The following is a 12,666-nucleotide window of genomic DNA, read 5'->3' on the forward strand; positions in this document are numbered from 1 at the left end:
CGCTGCGCCGGCACCCGTGCCAGAACCTGTCGCGCCTCCGCCGCCTCCGGTCGCTCCGGCTCCGCCCCCCGCTGTGGTTCCCGTGCCCGTTCCGATTCCGCCGATTTTCGGCGGGCCCCGGCTGGGACCGTGGGGTGGCGGTGGCTGGGGTCACGGTGGTGGCGGCGGCTATCCCGGTGGCGGTGGCTCTCCCGGTGGTGGCGGCGGCGGCGGTTACCCGGGCCCCGGTGGCGGTGGTGGGTTCCCGGGCGGCGGCGGCGGCCACGGCAGCGGCGGTGGTGGCTTCGGCGGTGGCGGCCATGGTGGCTTTGGTCATGGTGGCTTTGGTCACGGATTCGGTACGCCCCGCCTGGGCTTTTAACCTCCGACGGCAAACCGTCACCTGACGTTTGCCCCCCGCTCAGAAGAGCGATGCCGTTAGCTCATTGCGGCGACTTACACACAGGTGTATGAGGTGCACCGTTTTTGGTACTGGATACTTGGGTGCTACCCACGCCGCCGGGATGGCCGAACTGGGGCATGAGGTTCTCGGCGTCGACATCGACCCAGGTAAGGTCGCCAAGCTGGCTGCTGGCGACGTTCCGTTCTACGAGCCCGGGCTGCGAAAGATGTTGCGCGACAACATTGCAGCGGGCCGTCTTCGGTTCACTACCGACTACGATCTGGCCGCCGAATTCGCCGATGTGCATTTTCTCGGGGTGGGCACTCCGCAAAAGAGAGGCGAATACGGCGCCGACCTGAGTCATGTCCACGCCGTAATCGATACACTGGCAACGCGTTTGACACGGTCGGCGGTGATCGTCGGAAAGTCCACGGTTCCGGTCGGGACCGCCGCCGAGCTTGTCCAGCGCGCTCGTGATGCTGCCCGTCCGGGAGTGGACGTTGAAGTGGCGTGGAACCCGGAGTTCCTGCGCGAAGGCTTTGCGGTGCACGACACGCTGCAGCCCGATCGCATTGTGCTTGGCGTACAGGATGATTCGACGCGCGCCGAGGCCGCGATCCGCGAGCTGTATGCCCCGATGCTGGACGCCGGGGTTCCTTTCCTGGTGACGGACTTGCAAACCGCGGAGCTGGTCAAGGTCTCTGCGAACGCTTTTCTGGCAACCAAGATCTCGTTCATCAACGCCATCTCCGAAGTGTGTGAAGCCGCTGGCGCCGACGTAGCGTTGCTCGCCGACGCGCTCGGGCATGACCCCCGGATCGGACGCCGATTCCTCAACGCCGGCTTGGGTTTTGGTGGCGGCTGCCTACCGAAGGACATTCGAGCGTTCATGGCGCGGGCTGGCGAGCTTGGGGCCGACCAGGCGCTGACCTTCCTGCGGGAAGTCGACAACATCAACATGCGGCGCCGTACCCGCATGGTTGAACTCGCCACCAAAGCGTGCGGCGGCTCGTTACTGGGCGCGAACATCGCGGTGCTCGGTGCCGCGTTCAAGCCCGAATCCGACGACGTGCGTGACTCGCCGGCACTCAATGTCGCGGGCCAGTTGCAACTCAACGGGGCGGCGGTCAACGTCTACGACCCCAAAGCGCTGGAGAACGCCCAGCGGCTCTTTCCCACACTGAATTACGCGGTATCGGTGGAGGAAGCCTGCGATCGCGCCGACGCGGTCCTGGTACTCACCGAGTGGCCGGAATTCGTCGAACTCGATCCCAACCAGCTCGCCGACCGGGTGCGCGCCCGCGTTGTCGTCGACGGCCGTAACTGCCTCGATGTGCACAAGTGGCAGCAAGCCGGTTGGAGTGTGCACTGCCTCGGTCGCCGGGTGGCCTGACCGCGCGGTCGAGTTCTTCGAGCCAAACCGCGCCTCGAACGCACTCCTTTCCGGCCGCACGCGGTACGTTTCACTCCATGACCACATCGGAGATGGCCACCGTATTGGCATGGCATGACGCGTTGAATGCGTCTGACGTCGACACCCTGGTGGCACTGTCCAGCGATGACATCGAAGTCGGCGACGCGCACGGCGCCGCGCAGGGCCATGCCGCGTTGCGTCAATGGGCAAGCACGCACCCCGGCCAAGCCGAAGTGGGCAGGATATTCGTCCACGATGGCGTCGTCGTCGTCGAACAGAAGATCGGCGGCCCAGGCGAATCCGGTTCCACCATCGCGTCAGCCTTTCGGGTGGTGCATGACCACGTCACCTCAGTATTTCGTCACGACAATCTCGCAGCCGCGCTGGCCGCGACCGAGCTGACCGATGCCGATCTCGTCGACTGAGGAGTAGGAGATGCGCGGGATCATTTTGGCCGGCGGTGCGGGTACGCGGCTGTACCCGATCACGATGGGTGTCAGCAAGCAGCTGTTGCCGGTCTACGACAAACCGATGATCTACTACCCACTGTCCACGCTGATGATGGCTGGGATACGCGACATTCAGGTGATCACCACCGCGTCCGATGCGCCCGCGTTTGCCCGAGTGCTCGGCGACGGCAGCTCATTTGGCATCAACATCAGCTACGCCGTACAAGATCAACCCCACGGACTGGCTCAGGCATTCGTGATCGGCGCCGACCACATCGGGTCCGATTCGGTCGCTTTGGCATTGGGCGACAACATCTTTCACGGTCCTGGATTAGGCACCGACCTTCGACGCTTCCAAAGTATCAGCGGCGGAGCAATTTTCGCCTACTGGGTGGCCAATCCGTCGGCGTACGGTGTCGTTGAATTCGGCGACGATGGCATCGCCTTGTCGATCGAGGAGAAGCCGGCCACGCCGAAATCGCAGTACGCGGTTCCGGGCCTGTACTTCTACGACAACGACGTCATCGAGATCGCCCGGAACCTGAAGCCTTCCGCCCGTGGCGAATACGAGATCACCGACATCAACCGGACCTACCTCGATCAAGGACGCCTGGTCGTCGAGGTGCTTGCCCGTGGCACCGCGTGGCTGGATACCGGCACATTTGACTCGCTGGTGGACGCCTGCGATTACATCCGCACGCTGGAACGTCGGCAAGGTCTGAAGGTCAGCGTCCCCGAAGAAGTCGCATGGCGAATGGGATTCATCGACGACGACCAGCTGGCCCAGCGCGCCGAATCCCTGTTGAAGTCCGGCTACGGGGCTTACCTGCTGCAGCTGCTGGAGCGGCGCTGAGGGTCAGCCACCCGACAGCGGGCGCCCCATGACTGTCAGGCGGTTTCCGTAGCGGGGACCGTGACCGAATCCGCCGGACCTGGCGCCGGCCGCACCCGGCATACCGGGCATGCCGGCCGGTACGGCTCCGGTGCCGCCGCCGGTCGGGCCTACCGCGTTGGTCCAGCCGCCACCGGCGTACGTGACACCGCTGTGGTTGGCCACCTGCGCCGTCGCCGTCCACGCCGGCGGAACGGACAGCTTGCCGACCAGTGTGCTGCCGGACGTGTTCACCGAAACGCCCACGCTCGGCGTGCTCACCGGCGCCGGCGGCTGGGGGGTGATCATGCTGGTGACGCCGGCGCCTCCCGGAGCCGACTCGGCGGCTGGCGTCAACGAGTTGATGTCGGCCATACCGCTGAAGATCGCGGGCGCGACGATCGCCGGACTGACGTACGAGCCCGACACGACACCGTTCACCAGGTTGGAGTTCAGAAAGGTTCCGATGGAGTTTCCGTCGGCGCCGTCCAGGAAGTCGAGCAACGCGCCGAGCCAACCCTGCGGGTTCGCAGCGGCAGACACCGGGGAGGTGAGCTGGTTCAAAGACGACGGAACGGTGGAGACCAGTTGCTGCAGCTGTGACTGCACCGCGGTTCCGGTGCCGCTGGCGCTTGCCTGCGTAACCGCGGAACCCTGGATCGCCTGCGCACCCGGATTCGAGGTCTGCGGCGGCTGCCTGAATGGCTTGACCGTTGAGGCCGCCGCCGAGCTGCCGGCATAGCCGTACATCGCTGCGGCGTCTTGTGCCCACATTTCGCCGTATTGCGCTTCGTTGGCGGCGATGGCCGCGGTGTTCTGGCCGATGACGTTTGTCGCGACCAGCATCGCCAGCTGTGTGCGATTGGCCGCAACCTGCAGCGGGGGAACCGTCATCGCGAATGCCGCCTCGTAGGCGCTCGCGGCGGCCGAGGCTTGTGACGCGGTCTGCTCGGCCTGGGCCCCGGTGCTGCTCATCCAGGTGATGTAGGGGTCGACAGCGGCCGCCATCGTCGCCGAGGTCGGCCCACGCCATTCGTCGTCAGCCAAGACGTTGATTGTCGATTGATACTGGTTTGCTGCCGACTCCAGTTCCGCGGCGAGTAGATTCCACGCTGCCGATGCCGCTCGCAGCGGTGCTGAGCCGGGGCCGGAATACATTCTCCCAGAGTTTATTTCGGGTGGTAACGCGCCAAAGTCCATGGTCAGCGTTCCCAGCTAGCCGGGATCGAGATGTGCAATGTGCCGGGAATCGGCGATGTACAAGACCGGTTGCGGTCGGCCGTTGCCGCGGGCGACTGTGCCTGCTTTGCAACAGAGAACATCGCAACTCTCCTTTCGATGAAAAACGATCTATCCGGATCGGCAGTGCTTGTCCGATGCGTAGGTTGCGTGGGGGATTGCCGGGGCACCCCCTGCGATCACCTCGTGTGCACCACAGACCAACTCGCGCAACCACTGCTGTGTGGGATGCCAACGAGGCGGAAACATTGGCAGAGATGTAACCCATGGTGCGCCGAATCGTCATTGCGACGCGCGCTGGAATGCCGAACTCATAGAAACTTCAAATGATTTGCGGCGGCGTTCGGATCCACAGCTAGCTCGCTGCAATCTGTCAGTAAATCTGCTGGAGACGCTCAGCTAGCGGTGCCACACTAGCAGTTGAACAGCACATACGCTGGACATATCGAGATGACTTCGACACCGCCACCTAACCCGCAGGCACTTCCTGGCCTGGCACTGGTGGCCGGTTTGGTGTTTGCTGTCGGCGCGATCGCGGCGGTTTTCGTTATTGGCCGGACCAAGCACGATCCATTCCGGTCGGCCCACATCTCGCCCACTTCGCAAGCGTCATCGGCGTCTGAGGCCGACCCGCCGAGCGGCCACACCGACAGAGATGGCCAGTTCCTGTTGCAACTGGGGACGCAAGGCCTACAGCTACAGCGATCGACCGATGCCGCGATCAACGACGCGCGACGGGTGTGTGCACGCTACGTCGGCGGCGAGAGCGAACAGCAGATCATCCAGGACATACTTCAGGGTTCGCCCGGCATGTCGCTAAATACCGCATCGAACTTCGCTGATGCCGCGATCAGCGTGTACTGCCCGAACGGCTACGTCGACACCTCGTGATAGCGCGCCGGGCGGCGCGCATTCAAGGACGCTCGGCACCACGGGCGTGAAAGTCGTTGCGCTGAAACAGTTTCAGCAGACTCCTGCGCGCACCGCGCAGTGCATAGCCGGCGGTGACGACTGACGCGAAAATCAGGATGATCAGCAGCGGCAGCCAGCTCTTTCTGTCGTGGTCGACTCCCCACCACACCACCGTGAAGAGGACGGCGCACAAGAACAACACGATGTCACGCCAGTTGCCCTGGTAGACGATCGCAGCAGCGCGGAATTGACGGCGCTTCTCGTTGGACGCAATCAGGTCGTCGATCCGATCAGAAATGCTGCGCTGCAGTGCGGCGCGACGGGTGTCGTCGTCCTCCGGTAACCGCTCAAGCAAGTCCATGTCTTCTCTGATTCCATTACGAAAATCACGGCCGACAAATTGGCCCGAGGCGACCGCCAGAAGTGCTCCGCCGAAGATCGGCGCCGATCCCAACGCGATTGCGGCCAAACCAGGCATTCTCATGTCTCCCTTCTGGCAACCGCCTTAGTTCATAGTGGCCAAGTTGTGCCAGAAGTTGGTGAGGCTCTCCGTGCCGCTTAACAGCGTGTTGAATTCGGTGCTACCCGCAGCGGTCAAAGGTAGGGCGGGTTCAGGTTGATGTCGCTACTGCCGGTAGCTGGTCAGGAAGTTGCCCAACCGCTCGATAGCGCGGGCCAGGTCGCGCGACCACGGCAGTGTGACGATGCGCAGATGATCCGGTGCAGGCCAATTGAATCCGGTTCCCTGGGTAACCAGGATCTTCTCGGATAGCAGCAGATCAAGCACGAGTTGCTCGTCGTCGACGATCTCGTACACCTCGGGATCGAGTCGCGGGAACGTGTAGAGCGCACCTTCGGGTTTGACGCAGGACACCCCGGGAATCTCGTTGAGTTTGGTCCAGGCGACGTCGCGCTGCTCGAGCAGGCGCCCGCCCGGCAGCACCAAGTCGTCAATGCTCTGATGCCCGCCCAGTGCAACCTGAATTGCGTGCTGGGCCGGAACATTCGGGCATAGACGCATATTCGCCAGCAGGTGAATGCCTTCGATGAAGCTGCTGGCGTGCTCCTTGGGTCCCGTGATGGCCAGCCAGCCGGCCCGATATCCGGCCACCCGATAGGCCTTCGACAGTCCGTTGAACGTCAGGCACAACAGGTCGGGAGCAAGCGTTGCCATGCTGATGTGCTCTGCGTCATCGTAGAGGATCTTGTCGTAGATCTCGTCGGCAAGTAGCAGCAGCTGATGCTTGCGCGCCAAATCGGCTATCTGCGTGAGGATTTCACGACCGTATACGGCACCGGTGGGGTTGTTCGGATTGATGACAACCAACGCCTTGGTGCGCTCGGTTATCTTCGATTCGATGTCGGCAATATCCGGTTGCCAGCCCTGTGTTTCGTCACACAGGTAATGCACCGGAGTGCCGCCGGCCAGCGACGTCGACGCCGTCCACAGCGGGTAGTCGGGGGCGGGAATCAACACCTGATCGCCGTTGTCCAGCAAGGCCTGCAGGGTGAGCGTGATCAGCTCCGAAACCCCGTTGCCTAAATACACGTCGTCGACGTCGAAACGTGGGAACCCGTCGACAAGTTCATAGCGGGTTACCACCGCGCGCCGCGCCGGCAGGATCCCTTTGGAATCCGAATAGCCCTGTGCGTAGGGCAACGCCTGGATCATGTCGCGCATGATGACGTCGGGTGCGTCGAAGCCGAACGGCGCCGGGTTGCCGATATTCAGCTTGAGGATTCGATGTCCCTCGGCCTCCAGCCGCGCCGCGTGATCGTGCACCGGCCCACGAATCTCGTACAGCACGTCCTGCAGCTTCGAGGACTGCGCGAACGTACGCTGCCGCGGCAGATGACCCGCGCTCTGCCAGGGCAGCTGATGAGTAGTCACATCAACTATGGTGCCACGACTGTCGAACTAATTAATAATTCAACAACCGGCCTGATCAGCGTTTACCTGGTGGACGTGCACCGCGAGCGATGCCCAGACCCTTGACCGGCGCCGCGGGGGAAGCCTGGCCACCGTCCTCGCCATCGCTGTTCGCGGGCGTGGATTGCGGCTCTTGCTTCGCCTCAGACTCGGGCTTGGCCTCAGCTTCAGACGCCGCCGGGGCCGCGGGTTGTACGGGGGCAGCGGCCTTTTTGGCTCCGGGGCGCTTGGCCCCAGCCGTGATCCCCAGTCCCTTGACCGGTGCAGCCGGTGCCTTTGCTTCCGGAGCCGGCGACGACTCGGCCTTCGCTTCGGGCTCGGCAGCAGGTGCGGATTGTGTTGCGGCCTCCGGCTTTGCGGCGGTCTTCTTCGCTCCGGGTCGCTTGGCTCCGGCGGCGAGGCCCAACCCCTTGGCGGGCGCCGCCGGCGCCTTGGCCTCGGCGGTCTTATCCTCGGGCGCCGACGGAGCCTGTGCGGCTTCAGCTTTGGGCGCGGCCTTCTTGGCGCCGGGTCGCTTCGCGCCGCCGGCGATACCCAGCCCGGTGACGGCTTTGGCGGACTTGTCCTCGGTGGGCGCGGCGACTTCGGGCTCGGCAGCTTCCTTGGCCGGAGCGGTCGCGGTGGCAGCAGGAGCGGCATCGGCTTTGGAAGTTGCCTTCTCCGCACGCTCGGCGGCCTGCTTTGCCGCAGTTCCCTTTTCCGGCAACGTGATCGAACCCCGGTCGAGCGATTCGAGCAGTAGCTGGGCCACATCGCGCACGTCGACGCCTTCGCGTCCAGCCGCCTCCTGGCGGTCGTTGACGCCGTCGGTGACCATCACTCGGCAGAACGGGCATGCGGTGGCCACGGTGGTCGCGCCGGTGGCCAGCGCCTCGTCCACGCGGTCGTGATTGATCCGCTTACCGATATGTTCTTCCATCCACATCCGCGCCCCGCCGGCGCCGCAGCAGAAGCTGCGGTCGGCGTGACGCGGCATCTCGGCCAGCTTGGCGCCCGATGCGCTGATCAGCTCACGGGGTGCCTCGTAGACCTTGTTGTGCCGGCCCAGGAAGCACGGGTCGTGATAGGTGATGTCCTCGGAGACCGGGCTGACTGGGACCAGCTTCTTGTCGCGCACCAGCCGGTTGAGCAGCTGGGTGTGGTGCAGCACCGAGTAATTGGCGCCCAGCTGCTTGTATTCGCGGCCCAGGGTGTTGAAGCAGTGCGGGCAGGTGACCACGATCTTGCGGTCGACGGACTCCACACCCTCGAACAAATCGTCCAGGCTTTCCTTGGCCTGCGCGGCCAACTGCTGGAACAGGAACTCGTTGCCGGAGCGGCGGGCTGAGTCTCCGTTGCAGGTTTCGCCGGTGCCCAGCACCAGATACTTGACGCCGGCGGTGGCCAGCAGCTCGGCGACGGCTTTGGTGGTCTTCTTGGCCTTGTCGTCGTAGGCGCCGGCACAGCCCACCCAGAACAGGTACTCGAAGCCCTCGAAGCTGTCGACGTCCTCGCCGTAGACCGGCACGTCGAAGTCGACCTCGCTGATCCAGTTGGTCCGGTCGGCGGCGTTCTGGCCCCACGGATTCGCTTTGGTCTCAAGGTTTTTGAACAGAACCGCGAGTTCGGAGGGAAATTCGGACTCCATCATGACCTGATAGCGGCGCATGTCGACGATGTGGTCGATGTGCTCGATGTCCACCGGGCACTGCTCGACGCAGGCTCCACAGTTCACGCACGACCACAGCACGTCAGGATCGATCACGCCGCCCTGCTCGGCGGTGCCGACCAGCGGACGGGCCGCCTGCTCGGGCCCGTGTCCAGGCACTCGGCCGAATCCGGACTCGGGGACGTGGTGGCCCTCTTCGTGGGCGGTCTCGAGGTCCAGGCCCTCGAGCGGCTCGGCCGTCTTCTCGCCGAGGATGTAGGGAGCCTTGGCCATCCAGTGGTCCCGTAGGTCCATGATGACGAGCTTGGGGGACAACGGTTTACCGGTGTTCCAGGCCGGGCACTGCGACTGGCAACGCCCGCACTCGGTACAGGTGGCGAAGTCGAGGTTGCCCTTCCAGGTGAAGTCCTCGATCTTGCCGCGGCCGAAAGTGGCGTCGTCCGGCGGATTTTCGAAGTCGATGGGCTTGCCGCCGGCCTCGATCGGCAGCAGCGGGCCCAGGCCGTTGGGCAGCCGCTTGAAGATGACGTTGATCGGAGCCAGGAAGATGTGCAGGTGCTTGGAGTGCAGCACGATCACCAGGAAGATCAGCGCCACGGCGATGTGGGCGAGTAGGGCGACGGTCTCGATCCACTCGTTGGCGGCGGTGCCCAGCGGGTGCATGAGCACGCCCATGCTGTGCGAGAAGAAGGCCCCCCAGCCGTAGGGGAAGTTGCCGGTGTTGACGGCGGCGCCGCGGAAAATCGAAAAGCTGAAAATGACCAGGAAGATCATGAACAGGATCAGCCAGGCGCCGCCGGTGTGCGAGCCGTAGAACCGTGACGAACGTCCGTATTCCTTGGGTTCGGAGCGCAGGCGGATGATGGCGAACGTCGTGATGCCGGCCAGCACGCCCAGGGCAATGAAGTCTTGCAGGAAGCCCAGCGCGCCCCACTGGCCGACGATCGGGATATGGAAATTGGGCACGAACAAGGTGCCGTACGCCTCGATGTAGACCGTGATGAGGATGAAAAAGCCCCACATAGTCAGGAAGTGCGCCACACCGGGGATCGACCATTTGAGCAGGCGGCGCTGGCCGAACACCTCGGCGATCTGCGTCCAGACACGGGTGCCCACCTCGTCGGTGCGGCCGCTGACCGGTTGGCCGGAAAGCGTGAGTTTGACCAGCCATAGCACTCGGCGCAAAGCGAGCAAAGCGATGATCGCCGTCCCGCCCAGTCCGACAACGAGTCTGATCAGCATCTGCGTGTGCACGGAGCATCTCCCCAAATCCATTGTTACTGACGAGTAACTAGACTGATGCTACTCGCCGGTAACTTAACTACTGCACCTGCTCAAGCCGTGTAAGCCTGCTCATAGTGACATCTCCGAGGGAACTACCGCGACGAAGGATGCCCTAACTTGGCTGTCGCCGGGCTCTATACCCAGGCTGCGCGCCGCCGACTCAGAAGTGCGGTATCGGCGGTAACGGGGGCAAATTGCTGCGCCACCAATGGCGGCGAGGCTGCTGCGGCGTCCAGGTCGCCGTGTTCGACGGCGGGACGGGTTCGATGGTCTCCGTCGACGTGTCCGTGGTGGTTGGAGTGGTTGACGACGGGGTCGGTGACGGGCTGGTGGTGTGCGAGGACGCCGTGGTCGACGGGTGGGTCGTGGTGGGCGTCGGCGCGCCCCCGCCTCTGGCCAGGATGGCCAGGCCGTAGATGATGATCGCGATCAGGATGACCACCGCCAGGCCCCACAAGGCCAGAACCCACCGCTTCAGGTACCAGCGCCGCGAGTCGTCCGCGACGTCGAAGCGCTCGGTCGCGTCGATGCCTCGGTTGCCGTTGGAATAACCGTCATACGGCTGCCGGCTGTTCCCCATTGCTAGGGCGTCCCGCCGTCGTGGTGATGGTGATGGTGGTGGCCGTCGACGCTCGTGCTCGCCGGCGGGGTGGTGGCAGGAACCGTGTTGCTCGGCTCCGCGGTCGTAGGCGTGAAGGTCATGGTGGTCGTGGGAGCCGGAGCGACCGGCTGGGTGGATGTCGCGGGTAGCTCGGTGGTGGTGGTCGTCGTCACCCCGGTGGACGTCGTCGGCGAGGTGGGCGTTTGCGAAGTCCCACCGCTTCCAGTGCTCTGGTCGGCGAGAAAGTACAGTGCCAGCCCGAGCAGGATCGCGGCGAATAGGCCCAGCGCGACCAGAGCGATCGGCTTCCGGTACCACGGCGGCGCGCCCGGCGGATTGCCTTGGTCTTGACCGCTGTAGTCGTAGAAACCGGTCGGCGCTTCGCTGGGGTCCTCTGGAGGTCCGTAGCCCGTCACGTGCGCCGATCCTAGCCGTTGGATCCTTGCAGGCTGCCGCCGGTCTGGGCGGCCTTGTCTCAGAAGCCGTGCGGCAGCGTAACCACGGTGTGCGGCAACGTGATTGTCGACGGGATGTGCGGCAGATGGTGATGGTGATGCGGCGGCTCAGCCGGCGCGGGGGAGTTGGCCGGCGGCACCTGTTCGGGTGTCTGCTCGGGCGTTTCAGGCGGCGGCGCCTCGGTGGTCGTCGACGGGGTGGTCGTCGTGGTCGTCGGCGAGGTGGTGGACGACCGGGCGTGCGTCGTGGACGACGTGGTGGCGGCCGGACTTCCGCCCCCGCCACCGCGCGACAGCTCGACGAGGCCGTAGATGATCAGGGCAAGAAGGAGTGCGACCGCCAGTGCCCATACGGCGAGCAGCACACGATTGCGGTACCACGGGGCTGGGGCGAAATCGGGTTCAGCGGAATCGGCGCCTTCGAGGTTGCCGTCGTCGGGGGCCTGCTGCAGCGAGCCGTCGGCGTCGTACGCGGCCATCCGGGTCGGCCGGTCGCTCGGGTCGTCCGGAAGATCAGGCACGCCCCGATGCTACGTCAGAGCTGTCGCTGCACCTCGTCGGCGAAAAGCCCCAGGTGCTCGAGGTCGGATAGATCCAACAGCTGCAGATACACCCGCTGCAGGCCGATCTCGGTGAACGGTCCGAGCTGGTCGACGATCTGGTTGGGCGTGCCGGCCAGCGGAGAATTCGACCGCAACTCGTCGACCTCGCGTCCGATGGCCGCGGCGCGTCGGGAGATCTCGGCGTCGTCGCGGCCGGCGCACGCCACGAATGCCGCGGAGTACGTCATCGAATCGGCAGGGCGCCCGACCGCATCGACGGCGTCACGTACTCGCGCGAACTGCGTCTTGATGGTGTCCGGCGGCGCGAACGGCACGTTGAACTCGTCGGCGAACGTCGCGGCCAACCCGGGAGTGCGCTTGGCTCCCGTGCCGCCGATGATGATCGGCGGATGTGGCCGTTGCACCGGTTTGGGCAGGGCCGGTGAGTTGTTGACGGCGTAATGCGCGCCGGCGTAGTCGAACGTTTCGCCGGCCGGGGCGGTCCACAGCCCGGTGATCAACTCGAGTTGTTCGGTGAGCCGGGCGAATCGCTCGCGCAACGGCGGAAACGGGATTGCATAGGCCAGGTGTTCCGTCTCGAACCAGCCGGTGCCGATACCGAATTCGACTCGCCCGTTGCTCATTTCGTCGACCTGGGCCACCGAGATGGCCAGCGGCCCGGGGTAGCGGAACGTCGCCGAGGTAACCAGCGTGCCCAACCGGATCGACGACGTCTCCCGCGCGATCCCGCCCAGCGTCACCCAGGAGTCGGTCGGGCCGGGGTAGCCGTCACCACTCATCGCCAGGTAATGATCGGACCGGAAGAACGCGGAAAAGCCCAGCGATTCCGCGGCTTGCGCGACCGCCAGCTGATCGGAGTAGCTGGCGCCTTGCTGCGGTTCGACGAATACCCGAAAGTCCACGAGCGCCAGACTAGGC

The 12,666-nt window shown here is 64.7% G+C and carries 13 protein-coding genes; 5 read left to right on the plus strand and 8 right to left on the minus strand.

Going from position 1 to position 12,666, the window contains the following annotated elements:
• The 4 genes from WAO18_RS14250 to rfbA form a co-directional block, all read left to right on the plus strand.
• A partial coding sequence (locus WAO18_RS14250) for a hypothetical protein (RefSeq protein WP_422206908.1) occupies positions 1-386 on the plus strand: 386 nt, incomplete at its 5' end.
• 63 nt (positions 387-449) lie between these two features.
• Positions 450-1,775 carry a UDP-glucose dehydrogenase family protein gene (locus tag WAO18_RS14255; RefSeq protein WP_422206909.1) on the plus strand — a complete coding sequence of 442 codons (1,326 nt, stop codon included), beginning with the start codon at positions 450-452 and terminating at the stop codon, positions 1,773-1,775.
• A 77-nt stretch (positions 1,776-1,852) separates the two neighbouring features.
• Positions 1,853-2,221 carry a nuclear transport factor 2 family protein gene (locus WAO18_RS14260; RefSeq protein ID WP_422206910.1) on the plus strand — a complete coding sequence of 123 codons (369 nt, stop codon included), beginning with the start codon at positions 1,853-1,855 and terminating at the stop codon, positions 2,219-2,221.
• A 10-nt stretch (positions 2,222-2,231) separates the two neighbouring features.
• Complete coding sequence (gene rfbA / locus WAO18_RS14265; RefSeq protein WP_422206911.1) at positions 2,232-3,098, plus strand: glucose-1-phosphate thymidylyltransferase RfbA; 867 nt, start codon at positions 2,232-2,234, stop codon at positions 3,096-3,098.
• A 3-nt stretch (positions 3,099-3,101) separates the two neighbouring features.
• Here the strand turns inward: rfbA and WAO18_RS14270 are convergent, their stop codons facing one another.
• Positions 3,102-4,316 (minus strand): PPE family protein, encoded by a 1,215-nt coding sequence (locus WAO18_RS14270; RefSeq protein ID WP_422206912.1) that lies wholly within the window; start codon positions 4,314-4,316, stop codon positions 3,102-3,104.
• Between the two features lie 489 nt (positions 4,317-4,805).
• Between WAO18_RS14270 and WAO18_RS14275 the strand changes: the two genes are divergently transcribed.
• Positions 4,806-5,246, plus strand: coding sequence for a DUF732 domain-containing protein (locus WAO18_RS14275; protein ID WP_422206913.1), 441 nt, complete (start codon positions 4,806-4,808; stop codon positions 5,244-5,246).
• 22 nt (positions 5,247-5,268) lie between these two features.
• Here the strand turns inward: WAO18_RS14275 and WAO18_RS14280 are convergent, their stop codons facing one another.
• The 7 genes from WAO18_RS14280 to WAO18_RS14310 all read right to left on the minus strand — a co-directional run bounded on the left by WAO18_RS14280 (position 5,269) and on the right by WAO18_RS14310 (position 12,650).
• A complete protein-coding gene (locus WAO18_RS14280; protein WP_422206914.1) occupies positions 5,269-5,751 on the minus strand; it encodes a hypothetical protein in 483 nt (160 codons plus the stop codon).
• A 141-nt stretch (positions 5,752-5,892) separates the two neighbouring features.
• On the minus strand, positions 5,893-7,167 hold the full coding sequence (locus tag WAO18_RS14285; RefSeq protein WP_422206936.1) for a pyridoxal phosphate-dependent aminotransferase: 1,275 nt from the start codon (positions 7,165-7,167) through the stop codon (positions 5,893-5,895).
• Positions 7,168-7,213: 46 nt separating this feature from the next.
• Positions 7,214-10,099, minus strand: a complete 2,886-nt coding sequence (locus WAO18_RS14290; protein WP_422206915.1) for a heterodisulfide reductase-related iron-sulfur binding cluster — start codon at positions 10,097-10,099, stop codon at positions 7,214-7,216.
• 190 nt (positions 10,100-10,289) lie between these two features.
• Entirely contained in the window at positions 10,290-10,709 is a 420-nt protein-coding gene (locus WAO18_RS14295; protein WP_422206916.1) for a hypothetical protein, read from the minus strand.
• Between the two features lie 2 nt (positions 10,710-10,711).
• Positions 10,712-11,146 carry a hypothetical protein gene (locus WAO18_RS14300; RefSeq protein WP_422206917.1) on the minus strand — a complete coding sequence of 145 codons (435 nt, stop codon included), beginning with the start codon at positions 11,144-11,146 and terminating at the stop codon, positions 10,712-10,714.
• A 59-nt stretch (positions 11,147-11,205) separates the two neighbouring features.
• Entirely contained in the window at positions 11,206-11,706 is a 501-nt protein-coding gene (locus WAO18_RS14305) for a hypothetical protein (protein ID WP_422206918.1), read from the minus strand.
• 14 nt (positions 11,707-11,720) lie between these two features.
• Entirely contained in the window at positions 11,721-12,650 is a 930-nt protein-coding gene (locus tag WAO18_RS14310; protein WP_422206919.1) for an LLM class F420-dependent oxidoreductase, read from the minus strand.
• Positions 12,651-12,666: the final 16 nt, after the last annotated feature.

Source organism: Mycobacterium sp., from assembly GCF_049278535.1.
GTDB lineage: Bacteria > Actinomycetota > Actinomycetes > Mycobacteriales > Mycobacteriaceae > Mycobacterium.